Origin of the sequence: Sphingopyxis sp. L1A2A (assembly GCF_005502465.1) — a bacterium.
Lineage (GTDB): Bacteria > Pseudomonadota > Alphaproteobacteria > Sphingomonadales > Sphingomonadaceae > Sphingopyxis.
Genome location: NZ_SCOT01000001.1, coordinates 174,905 through 190,655 on the forward strand (window position 1 = coordinate 174,905; position 15,751 = coordinate 190,655).

The 15,751-nt window shown below is 65.5% G+C and carries 12 protein-coding genes; 8 read left to right on the plus strand and 4 right to left on the minus strand.

Annotation, left to right across the window (positions count from 1 at the left end; all coding sequences use genetic code 11):
* Positions 1-123 precede the first annotated feature (123 nt).
* On the plus strand, positions 124-1,236 hold the full coding sequence (locus tag FFS68_RS00865) for an NADH:flavin oxidoreductase/NADH oxidase (RefSeq protein WP_137751413.1): 1,113 nt from the start codon (positions 124-126) through the stop codon (positions 1,234-1,236).
* On the opposite strand, the gene FFS68_RS00870 is transcribed toward FFS68_RS00865, so the two are convergent.
* On the minus strand, positions 1,233-2,015 hold the full coding sequence (locus tag FFS68_RS00870; protein ID WP_137751414.1) for an SDR family oxidoreductase: 783 nt from the start codon (positions 2,013-2,015) through the stop codon (positions 1,233-1,235). The genes FFS68_RS00865 and FFS68_RS00870 overlap by 4 nt on opposite strands.
* Before the next feature lie 122 nt (positions 2,016-2,137).
* Between FFS68_RS00870 and FFS68_RS00875 the strand changes: the two genes are divergently transcribed.
* Positions 2,138-2,899, plus strand: a complete 762-nt coding sequence (locus tag FFS68_RS00875) for a ThuA domain-containing protein (RefSeq protein ID WP_137751415.1) — start codon at positions 2,138-2,140, stop codon at positions 2,897-2,899.
* On the opposite strand, the gene FFS68_RS00880 is transcribed toward FFS68_RS00875, so the two are convergent.
* Positions 2,896-4,533, minus strand: coding sequence for a GMC family oxidoreductase N-terminal domain-containing protein (locus tag FFS68_RS00880; RefSeq protein ID WP_137751416.1), 1,638 nt, complete (start codon positions 4,531-4,533; stop codon positions 2,896-2,898). The two genes, FFS68_RS00875 and FFS68_RS00880, sit on opposite strands and share 4 nt — an antisense overlap.
* 124 nt (positions 4,534-4,657) lie before the next feature.
* On the opposite strand from FFS68_RS00880, the gene FFS68_RS00885 reads away from it, so the two are divergent.
* The 5 genes from FFS68_RS00885 to FFS68_RS00905 all read left to right on the plus strand — a co-directional run bounded on the left by FFS68_RS00885 (position 4,658) and on the right by FFS68_RS00905 (position 11,689).
* On the plus strand, positions 4,658-5,407 hold the full coding sequence (locus FFS68_RS00885; RefSeq protein ID WP_137751417.1) for a glucose 1-dehydrogenase: 750 nt from the start codon (positions 4,658-4,660) through the stop codon (positions 5,405-5,407).
* The gene (locus FFS68_RS00890; protein WP_249339956.1) at positions 5,407-6,120 is read left to right on the plus strand and encodes an SDR family NAD(P)-dependent oxidoreductase; all 714 of its coding nucleotides are present in this window, start codon (positions 5,407-5,409) and stop codon (positions 6,118-6,120) included. Before FFS68_RS00885 ends, FFS68_RS00890 begins: the two co-directional genes overlap by 1 nt.
* A gap of 130 nt (positions 6,121-6,250) precedes the next feature.
* Positions 6,251-8,617 carry a TonB-dependent receptor gene (locus FFS68_RS00895; protein WP_137751419.1) on the plus strand — a complete coding sequence of 789 codons (2,367 nt, stop codon included), beginning with the start codon at positions 6,251-6,253 and terminating at the stop codon, positions 8,615-8,617.
* Between the two features lie 22 nt (positions 8,618-8,639).
* Positions 8,640-10,091, plus strand: coding sequence for a carotenoid oxygenase family protein (locus FFS68_RS00900; protein WP_171003693.1), 1,452 nt, complete (start codon positions 8,640-8,642; stop codon positions 10,089-10,091).
* A gap of 17 nt (positions 10,092-10,108) precedes the next feature.
* Positions 10,109-11,689, plus strand: a complete 1,581-nt coding sequence (locus tag FFS68_RS00905) for a fatty acid--CoA ligase (RefSeq protein WP_137751421.1) — start codon at positions 10,109-10,111, stop codon at positions 11,687-11,689.
* On the opposite strand, the gene FFS68_RS00910 is transcribed toward FFS68_RS00905, so the two are convergent.
* The gene (locus FFS68_RS00910; protein ID WP_137751422.1) at positions 11,686-12,498 is read right to left on the minus strand and encodes an SDR family oxidoreductase; all 813 of its coding nucleotides are present in this window, start codon (positions 12,496-12,498) and stop codon (positions 11,686-11,688) included. The genes FFS68_RS00905 and FFS68_RS00910 overlap by 4 nt on opposite strands.
* Before the next feature lie 10 nt (positions 12,499-12,508).
* Positions 12,509-13,507, minus strand: a complete 999-nt coding sequence (locus tag FFS68_RS00915) for an NADP-dependent oxidoreductase (RefSeq protein WP_137751423.1) — start codon at positions 13,505-13,507, stop codon at positions 12,509-12,511.
* A gap of 118 nt (positions 13,508-13,625) precedes the next feature.
* On the opposite strand from FFS68_RS00915, the gene FFS68_RS00920 reads away from it, so the two are divergent.
* Positions 13,626-15,749: a molybdopterin-dependent oxidoreductase gene (locus FFS68_RS00920; RefSeq protein ID WP_137751424.1), complete on the plus strand. Its 2,124-nt coding sequence runs from the start codon at positions 13,626-13,628 to the stop codon at positions 15,747-15,749.
* Positions 15,750-15,751 lie beyond the last annotated feature (2 nt).

The window sequence follows — 15,751 nt, forward strand, 5'->3', positions numbered from 1 at the left end:
GGGCAGGGCAAAGTCGCTTGTCATATTTGCGAATTCATTCGCGGCGATGAACGGGCTAGGACGACGCTTGCGGCGAGATCAGCGGCCCGTTGGGACGGTGGATCAGGTGATGCCGGGCGGGAGATGATGGTGGCAAAATTGTTCGAGCCGATCGCAATCGGGGGATTGCCGCTCGCCAACCGCATCATCATCGCGCCGATGTGCCAATATTCGGCCACGGACGGCCAGATGACCGACTGGCATCTGATGCATCTGGGTCAGCTCGCATTGTCCGGCGCCGGTGCGTTGACGATCGAGGCCACCGCGGTCTTGCCCGACGGACGGATCAGCTACGGCGATGTCGGGCTTTACGATGACGCGACCGAGGCTGCGATGGCGCGCGTGCTGACCGCACTGCGGTCATGGTCGGACATGCCCATCGCGATCCAGCTGGCGCATGCCGGTCGCAAGGCGAGCACCGCCAAGCCGTGGGACGGCGGCGGACAAATCGCCCCCGATGCGACCAAGGGCTGGCAGACGGTAGCCCCGTCGGCGCTTCCCTTTCTCGATGCCGACCATGCACCCGTTGCGCTCGACGCCGCCGGGCTCGCCCGCACCCGCACCGCCTTTGCCGATGCGGCCCGCCGCGCCGCGCGGCTGGGGATCGACGCGGTTCAGCTGCACGCCGCGCATGGCTATCTGCTCCACCAGTTTCTGTCTCCCCTCTCGAACCGGCGCGACGACGATTATGGCGGCAGCCTGGAAAACCGGATGCGCTTTCCGCTCGAAGTCTTCGACGCAGTGCACGATGCGTTTGGCGGCCACGGCCCGGTGACGGTGCGCGTGTCGGGCACCGACTGGACCCCCGGCGGCTGGTCGATCGACGAGACGATCGTGTTTGTGCAGGCGCTCGAAGCGCGCGGCTGCGCCGCGATCAACGTGTCGAGCGGCGGGCTGGATCCGGCGCAGCAGATCGCGCTCGCGCCGGGCTATCAGGTGCCGCTCGCCCGCCGCGTCAAGGACAGGGTCACCATGCCGGTGATCGCGGTCGGGCTGATCACCGACCCGGCGCAGGCCGAAACGATCATCGCGGGCGGCGACGCCGATCTGGTCGCGATCGCGCGCGCCGCGCTCTATGATCCGCGCTGGCCATGGCACGCCGCCGCGGCACTCGGCGCCCAGATCGCGGTGCCGCCGCAATATGAGCGTTGCGAACCGCGCGAGCATCGCGGGCTGTTCATGATCGACCGGGGTTAAACCCCCATCATCCCCGCGGTTGTCGCGCCGTCGATCACATAATCACTGCCCGAGATAAACGCGGCTTCGTCACTGGCGAGAAAGGCGACCAGCGCGCTGATCTCGTCAAGCTGCGCCATCCGTTTCATCGGCGCCATGCCCTCGAACGCGCCGCGCGCCGCTGCCGGATCGGGCGAACGATCGATAACGCCGCGAATCATGTCGGTTTCGACGACCCCGGGCAGGATGGCGTTGACGCGGATCCGATAGCCTTTGCCCGCGCAATGGATCGCCGCCGATTTGACCAGCGCGACGACCGCGGCCTTAGTCACCGAATAGGCGGCATAATTGCCCATTGCGCGCAGCGCGTTCATCGATGAATTGACGATGATCGATCCTGTCGGACCTTGCGGATTTTTTGCCATCGCGCGGATCGCGTGCTGAACGGTCAGCATTACCCCGGTCTGGTTGACGCCGACGATATGGTTCCAGGCGCCGATATCGATATCCTCGACGCTCGCATCGCCCGCCTCGGTCCCGGCGTTGGCAAAGGCGATGTCGAGACGGCCATATTCGGCCTCAATCTCCGCCATAAGCGCGTCCCACGCCGAAGCATCCTCGACGCGGTGGGCGCGGAAGATTGCGCCGGTGTCGCTCTCCACTGCGGCCGCTGCATCGGCGTTGGATCCGGTGAAGACGACCTTGGCGCCTTCGCGGACCAGACGACCGACCGTGGCGGCTCCGATCCCGCTTGTCCCGCCGGTGACCAAAGCGACCTTGTCGCGCAGTCTCTGCTGCATCGCACCTCTCCTCTCTCCGGCTTCTTGCCAGTTTCGCAAGCGACAGGAACCTATCATTTGAGCAAGGTGACGTGCCGCCGCGCCATCCGCATGATAGGCGCATAAATTGGAGAGAATCGACGATGAGCGATAGCGAGCATCCGCCCCGCATAAACTGCGTGCTGATCTGCGGCGGCGTCTGGCACGATATGGATTTTGCGCGGTTGGAGCTGCTGAAATTGCTCGCCGAGGACCAGCGGATACGCACCCGGGTTTTCGAAAATTACGACAATATCGACGCGATCGAAGCGGCGGATATTTTGATCACCTACACCTGCGACGTCACCCCGTCTCTCCCCGCCCAGGAGGCGCTGAAGCGCTGGCTGACCAAAGGCGGGCGCTGGTACGCGCTGCACGGTACCAATTCGATCCTGCGCCTGCTCGACAGCGGGGTTTGGGATGCGCCGCGTTGGGCGCCGCTGATGATGGACCTGCTGGGGTCGCAATTCATCAGCCATCCGGCGATCGAGCCCTACACGGTGCGCGTCGCCGATCCCTACCATCCGCTGGTGGACGGGATCGAACCGTTCGAGACGACCGACGAGCTTTACCATCTCGAAACCCATGGCGACCTGCACGTGCTGCTCGACACCGAATGCACCGGGCCGGGCACGGGCTTTGTCGAGGCCGACGACGCACCCGGCACCTATCCGGTCTTCTACATCAAACAGCATGGCGCCGGCGCGGTGCTTTATCTGACGCTCGGCCATTGCCGCGGTCATTATGACCTGCAACCGATGATGGACTGGTGGCCGACGGTCGACCGCTGCGCGTGGGATCTTCCGGTCTTTTACGACCTGCTGCGCCGCGGGATCGGTTGGCTGAACGAGCGCGAGAGCGCCTAGGCCACCGCGCGCAGCGTCTGCCGATCCTCGCGGATCAGCCCGGCGGCGCGCAGCGCGAGCGCCATCGCCGGGGCGTTGGTGTTCCCTGTCACCGGCGACGGCATCACCGAACAATCGACGACGCGCAGCCCGTCTACGCCTTTGACGCGGAGCCGTGCGTCGGTCACGGCGCGATTGTCGCTGCCCATCCGGCAGGTGCCGACACCGTGGAGACCGCAGGTCGCCAGACGGCGGAAGGCGGCGAGGATTTCGGCATCGCTCTGCACCGCCGCACCCGGCAGCAGCTCGCGCTCGACCAGCCCGACCAGCGCCGGCTGCGCCATATAGCGGCGCATCGCATGGACCGCGGCGATCGCGGTGCGCTCGTCGTCGCGGGTCGACAGCCAGTTCGGCGTGATGGTCGGCGGCGCATCGCTGCCGGGCCCGGCGATCAGGATGCTGCCCTCGCTCGTCAGGCGGAGGAGCTGGCCATAGATCGTCATCCCCGGCTTGCGGTCGATGCTGCTGAGCGGCACCGGATGCTTGTCGTCGCCGAGCGCAAAGGTGTAGCCGCCCAGATAAAGCTGCAAATCGGGGCGCATGTCGCGGCTGGTCAGATTCAGGAAAGCGCCGACCTCGAATGGCCCCGTCGCCATGATGCCGCCGCGGGTCAGCACATATTGGGCCATCGCCCGCGCCAGCCCCAGCCCATAAAAGCTGCGGTTGCTGCCGACGTCGCGCGCCAGGCGGTGCGGCATCGAAAAGCCCAGATGTTCGCGCATCCGCCCGCCGACGTCGGGCGCGTCGATCAGCGGCTCGACCCCGGCGGCGCGCAGCACCGCGGCGGGACCGATGCCCGACCGCTGGAGCAGCAGCGGGCTTTCCAGCGTGCCGCCCGACACGATCACCTCGCCGGCGCACGCGAAACGCTGCGGCTGGCCCGCGACTCCGGCCTCGACGCCGGTGACGCGCCCGCCTTCGACGATCAGCCGCTCGGCCATCGCGTGGGTGACGATGTGCAGGTTCGCGCGCTTCCTGGCGCGCGCCAGAAAGGTCGTCGCCGCGCTTTCGCGCCGCCCGCGGCGGACATTATGCGCATAGAAGCCGACGCGGTCCGAGGTCGCGGCGTTGAGGTCGTCGACGGGCCGCAGCCCCATTTCGGTCCCCGCCTGCACCATTGTTTCGGCGAGCGGATAGCTGTGGATTTTCGGCGCGATCCCGACCGGCCCGCCCGCGCCGCGCATCGCGCTGGCGCCCAGCCCATGATCCTCCAGCTTGCGGAATGCGTCGGTCATCGCCTCGCCATTCCAGCCCGTACAGCCCAGTTTTTCCCATTCGTCATAATCGGCGGGCTCACCGCGGCTCCAGATCATGCCGTTGACCGCCGACGATCCGCCCAGCCCCTTGCCGCGGATCCAAACCTCGCCGGGCGCGCCGCCGTCGCCGCGCGGCTGCGCCACGCCATAGGCCCAGATATGGTCGGGATTGGTGACCAGCTTGGCGACCCCCTTGGGGATCGCGACCCAGCGGCTGTCGTTGCGCCCGCCCGCTTCGAGCAGCAGCACGCGGACGTGCGGGTCGGCGCTCAGCTGCTCGGCGAGCACGCAGCCCGCCGACCCCGCGCCCACGATGATATAGTCCCAGTCCGTCGCCATCCGGCCTCTCCTGTCCCGGCCTGACCTTGGAACCGTCGGCGCCGTCCCCGCACCTAGCGCAATAAATAGTCCCCTCGGCCGCCGCCCGGCATGATAGTGGGCAAAGAAAATAAAGGAGGATGCGATGGCAGAAGCAAGCGGGCGGATCGCCGGCAAGACGGCGTTTGTCACCGGCGGCGCGTCGGGGCTGGGGCTCGACATCGTCCGCCGCTTTGTCGCCGAGGGCGCGCGCGTCGTCATCGCCGACATCGACACCGCCGCGGGCGAAGCACTCGCCGCCGAGCTCGGCCAGCGTTTCATCCGGCTCGACGTCTCGCAGGAGGCCGAATGGCTCGCCGCGCTCGCCACCTGCGACCACATCGACATTCTCGTCAACAATGCCGGTATCACGACGCACGGGTCGATCGAGGATTTGACGTTGGAGGCCTTTCGTCACGAATTTTCGGTCGATGTCGATGGCGTCTTTCTCGGCTGCAAACATGTCATCCCCAAGATGAAGGATCGCGGCGGGTCGGTGATCAACATGTCGTCGATGTGCGGGGTGCGCGCGCAGGGCGATCTCGCCGCCTATAATGCCGCCAAGGCCGCGGTCACCCACCTCACCAAATCGGTCGCGCTGCATTATGCCCGCAAGGGCTACGGCATCCGCTGCAATTCGGTACACCCCGGCGCGATCCACACCCCGATCCTCGACAAGGTGATGGCGCAGGTCGCCGACGGCCAGGCGCTGTACGACAGCTGGGTCGCGACGCATCCGGTCGGACGGCTCGGCAAACCCGAAGAGATTTCGGCGATCGTCCTCTATCTCGCCTCCGACGAATCGGCCTTTGCCACCGGGGCCGAATTCCGCATCGACGGCGGCAGTTCGCTCTGATGGCGGGGCGCCTGGACGGCCGCGTCGCGCTGGTGACCGGCGCCGGATCGGGGATCGGTCTGGCGACCGCGCAGCGGCTGACCGCCGACGGCGCGCGGGTGTTGACGGTCGACCGCGCCGGCGATGTCGACATCGTCGCCGACGTCACCGAGGCGGGGATCAACGCGCGGCTGGCGGCGGCGGCCGAGGCCCGCTTCGGCGCCCTTGACATCATCGTCGCCTGCGCCGGGATCACCGGCATGCAGCCGCTGGACGGGCATAGCGACGAATTTTTCGAGACGATGATGGCGGTGAACGTCACCGCGGTGTTCCGCCTGATGCGCGACGCGCTGCCGCTGCTCAAACAATCGCCGCACGGGCGGATCATCCTGATCGGATCGGTGATGTCGAGCTTTGGCGAAGCGGGGATGACCGCGTACAGCGCGTCGAAACACGCCGTCCTGGGCATGACCAAATCGGTCGCCGCCGAAGTGGGCGCGTTCGGGATCACCGCCAATTGCATCCAGCCGGGCGCGATCGATACGCCGATGACCGCGCCCGCCTTCACCGCCATGCCCGCGTTCAAACAACATTGGATTGAAAAGGCGGCGCTCGGCCGGCTCGGCCAACCCGATGACATCGCCGACGTCGCCGCCTTTCTGGCGTCGGATGATGCGCGATTCATGTCGGGTCACGGGCTTTTCGTCGACGGCGGCGCGACACAACGCCAGTAGATTCAAGCCTCTGGACGCCGCTGAGGCGTGCCTGATATTTTTGATGATTGTTCATTCGGGGTATAAAGCGGACCTTGCCCTCTAGCGTGACCGGCGAGCCTATGCGCTGGCGCGAGAGGGAGGAAATCCAATGTCCACGCATGCCCGAATGCTGCCCGCCGCCCTGGCCACCGTATCGCTCGCGGCGCTGGCGATCGCCAGCCCCGCCGCCGCGCAGGACGCACCCGCCGCCGAAGAAGGCGGCATCCGCGAAATCGTCGTCACCGCGCAAAAGCGCGAGGAAAGCGCGCAGTCGGTGCCGGTCGCGATTACCGCCCTGGACGCCGAGGCGCTCGATACCGGCATGGTGCAGGACATTCGCGATGTCGCGGGACGCGTTCCCAGCCTGGTGATCGACAGCGTTTCAGCCGGTCCCAGCGCCGCTGCGATTTCCATCCGCGGCATTTCGTTCGAGGACATCGAGAAAAGTTTTGACCCGACCGTCGGCGTCGTCGTCGATGGCGTGTTCATCGGCACCAACACCGGCCAGCTGCTCGACAGCTTCGATCTCGAAAGTCTGCAGGTGCTGCGCGGTCCGCAAGGAACCCTGTTCGGCCGCAACACGATCGGCGGCGTGATCGAAGTCAAGCGCAGCACGCCGACCGATGAATTCAGCGCGAAGGGCCGCTTTTCCTATGCCCGGTTCGACACCAAAAGCGCGCGCCTCGTCCTCAACAGCGGCAAGCTGGGCGATTTCATCGCGATCAAGGCATTCGGCTATTATGACAAGACCGACGGCTTTGTCCGCAACCTCAGCACCGGCGGCCGCGACGGCAAATATGAAACGCTGACCGGCGGCGTCACCGCGCTGATCGAGCCGAGCAGCGATTTTTCGGCCGAGATCACCTATGAACACACCCGCGAGCGCGGCGAGACGGTTTCGATCCCGACCTCGTCGAGCCTCGACCTGATCTGCCTCGCCGCAGGCGTACCCGGATTTTCACCGGTCGCCGAGTGCAACCGGTTCGCCCTTCCCGATCGCGGCGTCAACGGCACCTATCAACGCGCACCGCATGACGTCACCAATGACACCGACGCGCTGACCGGCAATATCACCTGGTCGCTGAGCGACAATATCACGCTCTATTCGGTCACCGGCTATCGCACCAATGACGAGAATGTGGCGCAGGATTTCGACGGCAGTTCGGCAGACTTTTTTGCCACCCGGCGTATCCAGTCATTCGAACAATTCAGCCAGGAACTGCGCGTGCTGGCCGAGCTCAGCGATGCGGTCAACCTGCTGGTCGGCGGCTATTATTACACCAGCAATTACCAGCTCGACCAATTCACCCGGCTGGGTCCGGTGCCCTCACAAAGCCCCACGGGAGCGACGCTGCGCGCCTATACCGACAACAAGGCCACCTCCTATGCCGGCTTCGCCGACGCGCAATTCACGTTGAGCGACAAATTTAAACTGTCGGTCGGCGGGCGCTATACCCGCGACAAAAAGGAAACCTTCAACAATTACGGCCAGGTCGTCGGGCTGGTCGAGCTGAGCCAGCCGACATTCGACGGCCGGTCGTGCGTTCGCGTGACGGGGGTCTTTGGGCCGGGGCCGCTGGCGGGACTGCCGACTTACGGACCGGCGACCAATTGTTCGGGCGAGGCGTCGTTCGGAAAATTCACCTGGCGCGCCAATGCGACCTATGAAATCGGCGACAACAAGATTGTCTATGGCTCCTATTCGACCGGGTTCCGGTCGGGCGGCTTCAACGGACGCGCGGCGTCGCCGACGTCGCTTGGCCCCTATTTCCCCGAAACCGTCGATGCGTTTGAAATCGGCTTGAAGGCCGACTGGCTCGACCGCACCTTGCGCACCAACATTGCCCTGTTCCACACAAAATATGACAACAAGCAGGAAGAGGTCGTCCAGCCGTCACCGCCGGGATCGGCCCAGCCGCAGGAAACGGTCGTCGGCAACGCCGCCTCGGCGACGATTACCGGTGCCGAACTGGAACTCATCATCCAGCCGTCCGACGAACTGAACTTCACGGCATCGGCAAGCTATCTTGATGCCAAATATGGCACGTTTCTCAAGGATTTGAACGGCGACAATATCGGCGACGATGTGTCGACGCTGACCTTGCGCCGCGCCCCGAAATACCAGATTTCGGCAGGGGCCAATTATTCGAGGGAAGTGGGCTCGGGGCGGTTCGATGCGAATCTGCTGCTGCGCTTCCAAAGCAAGACGGCGACCTGCATCACCGCCAACCGGCCGATCGTGTTCGGTGCGGTGACCAATGATTTCCGCTGCTTTACCAAGGACCGCGAAAATCTGTCGGGGCAAGTGTCCTACACCTTCCTCACCGGCAGCGGCGAGGTCAGTGTTGCCGTCTTTGGTCGCAATCTGACCAACGTCCGCGACATCGGCAGCACCTTGCCGGTCGCCGGCCTCTTTACCTTCTCGGGCGGTATCGAGCCCCGCACCTATGGTGTCGAACTCGGCTTCAAATTCTAGAATATCCGGGGGTGATCGGCTGATGGCCAAGGCATTTTTCGATCACCCCTATCTGTCGGGGCATCATCAACCGGTGCGGTTCGAGGCGACCGCCCCCGACCTGATCGTCGAAGGCGAAATCCCCGACGACCTCGTCGGGGTTTTCTATCGCAACGGCCCCGAACCCCTCTATCCGACGCGCGAGGGCGACTATCACTGGTTCGACGGCGACGGCATGGTCTACGCCTTTCACATCGAGCGCGGTCGCGCTTCGATGCTGAACCGCTGGGTCCGGACCGAGAAATTTGAGCTGGAAAAAGCCGCGAGGCAGCGATTGTTCGGCATGTTCGGCAATCCGATGACCGCCGACCCGTCGGTGGCGGGCAAACGCTACAACACCGCCAACACCAATATCATCGTCCATGGCGGCAAACTGCTCGCGCTGATGGAGGGCGCCCCTGCGGTCGCGCTCGATCCGCGCACCCTCGCAACGCTGGGCGAGGAACATTATGGCGGCACGATCACCACCACCTTTTCGGCGCACCCCAAGGTCGACCATGCGACGGGCGAGCTGATCAACCTGGGCGCCATGATCAACGGCCCGATGGGGGCGCCGCAAATCCGCTATGACGTGATCGACGCCAGCGGCCGGGTGACCAAGGCCGAGCTGATCGACATGCCGCACAACGCGCTGATGCACACATTTTTCCTGACCGAAAACTGGGTCGTGTTTCCGGTCATTCCGATCGACGCCGACCTTGGCCGCTTTATGAAGGGTGGGCCGATGACGGCGTGGGTCAACAATCGCCCGACCAAATTCGCGATCATGCCGCGTGGCGGATCGGCGAGCGACGTCCGCTGGTTCGACTATGAACCGCGCCACATGTTCCACGAACTCAATGTGTGGGAAGCGGACGGCAAGATCATCGCCGATGTCGCCGCCGCCAACGGCACCGCTCTCTTCCCCGACGAAACAGGGGTCAAACGAACCCACGGCGACACGCAGCAGAGCCTGCGCCGCTGGACGATCGACCCGTCGGGCGAAGGCAGCTGGCTCAAGGAAGAAACGCTCAACGACCGCGACATTCAATTCCCGCGCCCCGACGACCGTTTCATGACGCGCGCCTCGCGCCACAGCTTTGCCAACATCAATCTCAACAGCCGCGACGGGCGCGCCGAGGGGATGGACGCGGTGCTGCGGTTCGACACTGTGAGCGGCACGGAGGATTATTATCATTTCAGCAAAGGCACCTCGTGCGGCGAGCTGATCTTCGCGCCCCGCGTCGGCGCGGCGGGCGAAGGCGATGGCTATGCGATGACGCTGGTCCACCGCGCCGGCGCGGCGACGAGCGAATTGGCGATCTTTGCCGCGCTCGACATCGCCGCGGGACCGCTCGCGACGGTGCATGTCCCGTTCCGCGTCCCGTCGGGTTTCCATTGCAATTTCTATGCGGCCGACTCCAGTCTCTACCGGCAGGCGTTCGGTCACGCCTGAAAAGGGAGAGGAAGTCTGTGACGGTGCCAGCCTTTCAGCGGATCGCCGACGTCGCGCGGACCAACGCCCGCGAGCGCCCCGACCGCATCCTCTTTCATTTCGAGGGCCGCGCGACAAATTATGCCGATTTCGACGCGAACAGCAGCCGCGCCGCGAACGCCCTGATCGCCCTCGGCCTCAACCCCGACGACCGCGTCGCCTATCTCGGCAAGAACAGCGACCTCTATTTCGAACTGGTGGTCGCGGTGGCCAAGGCGGGCGGGGTGATGACGCCGGTCAATTGGCGGCTCGCGATCCCCGAAATCGCGTGGATCATCGACAATTGCGGCGCACGCATCCTGTTCGTCGGGCCCGAATTCACCGATCTGGTCGCCGCGAACCGCGACGCTTTTCCCGGCGTCGCGCATGTCATCGCGACCGAAGGCGCGGCAAACGGCTTTGCCGATTATCGCAGCTGGCGCGGCGCCTTCCCCGCCACCGATCCCGACGTCCCGCGCAGCGAGCAGGACGCGGTGATCCAGATGTATACCTCCGGCACCACCGGCAAACCCAAGGGCGCGGTGCTGACCAACGGATCGGTGCTGCGCTCGCAGCTCGACCGCGATCCGGCGCTGCAGGCCGATTGGGAGCGGTGGGACGAGGATGACGTCGGCCTGGTCGCGATGCCCTGTTTCCACATCGGCGGCACCGGTTACGGCATCACCGTGATGACCAATGGCGCGACCGGCGTCATCACCCGCGAGTTCGACCCCGGCGGGGTGCTCGACCTGATCGAGACCTATGGCATCTCGAAAATCTTCATGGTCCCCGCGGCGATGCAGATCATCGTCAGCCAGCCGCGGGCGCGCGAAGTCGATTTCTCGCGCCTCCGCCACATCGCTTACGGCGCCTCGCCGATCCCGCTCGACCTCTTGCGCCAGTGCATCGATATTTTCGGCTGCGGCTTCGTCCAGATGTACGGGATGACCGAGACATCGGGCACGATCGCGGCGCTGCCGCCCGAGGACCATGACCCCGCGGGCAATGAGCGGATGCGATCGGTCGGCAAGCCGCTGCGCGGGGTCGAGATGCAGGTGATCGACGGCGAGGGTCATGTCCTGCCGCCGCGCGAAATCGGCGAGATCGCGATCCGCAGCCAGGCGAATATGCGCGAATATTGGGGGCGGCCCGAGGCGACGGCGGAGACGATCGACGGCGATGGCTGGCTGCGCACCGGCGACGCGGGCTACACCGACGAGGACGGCTATTTCTACCTCCACGACCGGGTCAAGGACATGATCATCTCGGGCGGCGAGAATGTCTACCCGGCCGAGGTCGAGAATGCGATCTACGGCCACCCCGCGGTCGCCGATGTCGCCGTCGTCGGCGTTCCCGACGCCACATGGGGCGAGGCGGTGAAGGCGTGCGTCGTGCTGAAGGACGGGACAAGCGCCGACGCCGGCGAGATCATCGGCTGGGCGCGGACCCGAATCGCGGGTTATAAATGCCCCAAATCGGTCGATTTCATTGCCGCCTTGCCGCGCAACCCGTCGGGCAAGATCCTGCGCCGCGAGCTGCGCGCGCCCTATTGGGAAGGGCGCGAGCGGCAGATTGGCTAGCCGTCCTGCAACTTCGCCATCGCCGCACCGACCGCCGCGGCAATATCGGCCTCCTGCGGATTGCCCCGCAAAGCCAGCCCGCCGTTGGGCTGCAAATTCTCGCCGGTCACAAACGCCTCGTCGCTCGCCAGCCACAGGCAGGCGTTGGCGACATCCTCCGCCGTATTGAGCCGTCCCAGCGGATAGCGCGGCAGGAAGGCATCGACCAACCCCGGGGTCGCAAACGCATCCTGCGTCATCGGCGATTCGGTGAACGCCGGCGAGACGATATTCGCCCTGATCCCCGCCGCCCCGAAATCATTGGCGACGCAGCGGATCAGCGCCTCCGACCCCGTCTTGGTGCCGATATAGGCGGCATGGTTGCTGATCGGCGATCGCGTCGTCGCTGACGAGACCTGGATGATCGATCCGCCGCTCGGCTCGTTCGCCAGCATCGCGCCGACGAACGCCTGGAGGAAATGATGCACCCCGGTGAACTGCAAGGCGACGATCGCCGCCAGCTCATCCTCGGTCACGTCGAGCAAGGGCTTGAGCAGCCCCCAGCCGCTCGCATTCATCGCGATGTCGACCCCGCCCATCGTCGCTTTCGCCGTATCGGCGAGCGCGAACACCGACGCCTTGTCGGTGATGTCGCACAGCGCGGCATGGCCGCCGATTTCGGCCGCAAAGGCGTCGAGCGGCGCCTGTTTGCGCCCCGCCACCAGCACCGTCGCCCCTTCGCGCGCAAAGATCCGCGCGGTCACCTGCGCCATATTGCCCGCCGATGCCGCGCCGATGATGACGGCGCGCTTGCCTGCCAGCCTGCCCATGTCGATCTCCTTATAGTTGCAACAATTGCTTGCCGCGGTTCTGCCCGCTGAACAGGCGCTTCAGCGTCGCCGGGGCGTTTTCAAACCCCTGCTGCACATCCTCGCGATAGGTCAGCCGCCCATCCTGGACGAACCCCTCGAGCCGCTTGCGGATCGCGGGAAATTCGGCCGCCCAATCGAGCACGATAAAGCCCGCCATCGTGCCGCGCCGAAAGACCAGATTGAAATAATTCTGCGGCCCGGCGGGCAGCGACCCGGTTTCGTAGCGGCTGATCCCGCCGCAGATCGCGATCCGCGCCCCGGTCGCAATCTCGCCGAGCATGTCGTTGAGGATCGCGCCGCCGACATTGTCGAAAATGACATCGACCCCGCCGGGGCAATGGTCCCTGATCTGCCGCCGCACATCGCCCGCCTTGTAGTCGATCGCGGCGTCATAGCCTGCTTCGTCGACCAGCCAGCGGCACTTGTCCTCGCCGCCCGCGATTCCGACCACCCGGCACCCCGCGATCTTGGCGAGCTGGCCGACGACCGATCCGGTGGCCCCCGCCGCGCCCGACACCAACACCGTATCGCCCGCGACCGGGCGCGCGACCTTGAACAACCCGCAATACGCCGTCACCCCGGTGGTCCCGAGCACCGACAGCATCGCGGTCGGCGGCAGCGCGGTGTCGATCTTGACCAGCCCCGTGCCATCCGACACATGCCATTCGGTCCAGCCCGTCGACCCCATGATCAGATCGCCCGCGGCAAAGCCGGGATGGCGGCTCTCCACGACTTCGCTGATCCCGCTGCCGCGCATCACGTCGCCGATCGCCATCGGCGCCACATAGTCGGCGATATTTTCCATCCAGCCCTTTTGCGCCGGGTCGAACCCCAGATAGAGCGTCTTGAGCAGGATTTCGCCGTCACCCGGCGCGCTGACCTCCTTTTCGGCCAACACGAAATCGCCATCTTCGATCCCGCGCCCGCGCGGATGTCCGTTCAGCAGCCATTGGCGCGATGTCGGCATCGATACTCTCCCTGTTCTTTAACCGGAAACTGCGCCTGCGCTTGGCCCGCAACCACCGCCAAAAGTGCCAGTCGCTTAGGATGCGCGAGGGCGTAGGGTGCGATCAGGGAGAGATATGATGCCTGAGGTTCGCCGCAGTTTCTGCCGCTTCTGCCATGCCAATTGCGCGATGCTCGTCACGATCGACGCGGGCCGCGTCACCAAGGTGCAGGGCGATCCCGACGACCCGGTGTTCGGCGGCTATACCTGCATCAAGGGCCGCCAATTGCCCGAAGCGCATCATGGGCCGCAACGCCTAACGGTTTCGCAAAAGCGCGTCGATGGAGCGTTTCAGGATATCGCGATGGAAACCGCGCTCGACGAGATCGGCGCCAAGCTCGCGGCAATCATCGCCGAACATGGCCCGCACGCAGTCGCGGTCTATGGCGGCACCTATGCGTTTCAGAACAGCGCCGGGGTCGGCAGTGCGATGGCGTTCGCGCAGGGGCTGGGCACGCGCAACATCTATACCTCGGTGACCCTCGACCAGCCCGCCAAAGTCTATACGACGATGCGTTACGGCAACTGGATGGGCGGCATGCACACATTCGCCGAGGCCGATGTCGCTTTTTTCATCGGCAACAACCCGATCGTCTCGCATTATGGCCCGCCGGGCGGGCTGCCGCCTTTCTCCCCCTCGCGCCGCCTGCGCGATGCGCTGGACAAGGGACTCAAGCTGATTGTTGCCGACCCCCGGACAAGCGACGTCGCGGCACTGGCGCATATCCATTTGCCGGTGCGCCCGGGCGAAGATCCGGCGATGCTTGCTGGGATCATCCATGTGATCCTGTCGGAGGGGCTCTACGATAAGGGCTTCGTCCAACAATATGTCGACGGGATTGACGAGTTGCAGCGCGCCGTCACCGACTTCACCCCGGCCGTTGCCGCCGCACGCGCCGGGGTCGAGGAAGGCCAGCTCGTCGCCGCAGCCCGCATGTTTGCGAGCGGTACAAAGGGCGTGGTGTCGACCGGCACCGGCCCCGAAATGGCGGGTCAGGGCACACTGACCCAATATCTCGTGTCGTCGCTCAATATCATCTGCGGGCGCTTTTGCCGCGAGGGTGAGAAAAGCTCGATCCCGCGTGTGTTTACCGCCGCGACGCCGCGCCGCGCCCAGGTCGCGCCGCCGATGGCGCTCTATGGCGAAGGCTTTCCCGCGTCGCGCATCCGCGGCCTGACCCACCTCGGCATGGAAATGCCGTGCAATGTGCTCGCCGACGAGATGCTCACGCCCGGCGAGGGCCAGATTCGCGCGCTGATCTCGATCGGCGGCAACCCCGTGGTCGCCTTTCCCGATCAGGACAAGATGACGCGCGCGCTGGACGGCCTGGAGCTGCTCGTTAGCGTCGACGTCAACGCCGGGTCGGCGACCGCCAAACGCTCGGACTATATCCTCGCCCCGACCATGTGCCTCGAGCGCGAGGACATCAGCAACCTCAGCGAATGGTGGTACGAAATCCCCTACGCCCGCTATACCGAGGCGATGATCGACGCCCCCGGCGACCTGATCGAGGAATGGGAAATGCTCTGGGGTCTTGCCCACCGGATCGGCACCCCGATCCCGCTCGCCGGCGGCCCCTGCCCGATGGACGCCAAGCCGAGCAAGCAGACCTTCCTCGACCTGATGAGCGCGGGCTGCGTCGTCGCGCCCAGCCAGGTCCGCGCCGATACCGTTGACGGGAAAGCCGTCATCTATCCCGATCTCCACCCGATCGTCGAACCCGGCGATCCCGATGCGCCCGGCCGCTTCGACCTTTGCGCCGGGGCGATGCCCGATCAGCTCATCGCCTATGCCACAGCCGACCAGCCGACGCCCGATTTCCCGTACCGCATGGTGTCGCGGCGCAGCCGCCACCGCTTCAATTCGACCGGCCAGAACCTGACCGCCCTGACCGCCAAACGCACGACCAATCCCGCCTTCCTGCATCCCGACGACATGGCGCGTATCCCGTGCCGCGAGGGCGACATCGTCCGCATCCGTTCGGCGGCGGGCGAGGTCGTCGCCGAGGCGCGCGCCGCGGCGGGTATGCGCCCCGGCGTCGTGTCGATGGCACATGCGTTCGGCGGTCCCGAGGTCGGCCCCGACCAGGTGCGCGAGCGCGGCAATTCCACCAACCGCCTGGTCAGCGAAACCGTCCGTTATGACCCCATCACCGGCCAGTCGCTGCAAAGCGCGATCCCCGTCGCCATTGTTCCCGCCTGAGG